This is a genomic window from Phormidium sp. CCY1219 (assembly GCF_055795085.1).
On sequence record NZ_JAYFEQ010000700.1, the window covers coordinates 1 to 483 of the forward strand.

Annotated in this window: 1 protein-coding gene; it reads left to right on the plus strand. The window is 43.1% G+C overall.

Annotated features, from left to right (window positions below; translation table 11 throughout):
* A partial coding sequence (locus AC0QH1_RS20750; RefSeq protein ID WP_324633216.1) for a group II intron maturase-specific domain-containing protein occupies positions 1-483 on the plus strand: 483 nt, incomplete at both ends.

Below are 483 nucleotides of genomic sequence, written 5' to 3' on the forward strand. Positions count from 1 at the left end.
CCGCACAAAGAAGTCATACTAGAAGCCCGAGACCTGATTGAACAATGGCTTAAACAAGTTGGATTAAAGCTTAAGCCCGAAAAGACAAGAATCTGCCATACCCATGAATTCTCAGAAGAGGGGGGAAAGCCAGGTTTTGACTTCTTAGGGTTTAATGTCCGCCACTACACAGTTGGCAAATACAAAGCCACAAAAACTAGTGTAGGGGGAAAGCGGCTACTCCGACTCAACATAAAGCCAAGCAAGAAGTCAGTCAAGGAGCATTACAAGGCAATTAAGGCAGTTATCAAGGCTCATAAAACAGCCCCACAATACGCATTAATCAAACGCCTAAATCCAGTCATAAAAGGGTGGATTAACTACTATTCGGGAGTAGTATCCAAGGAAACATTCTCCAAACTCGACTATATGGTTTGGGTAGCTTTAAGGGCATGGACAGTATCAAGATGTGGGAAAGCGTCCATTGATAAGCTCAGAAAGTAT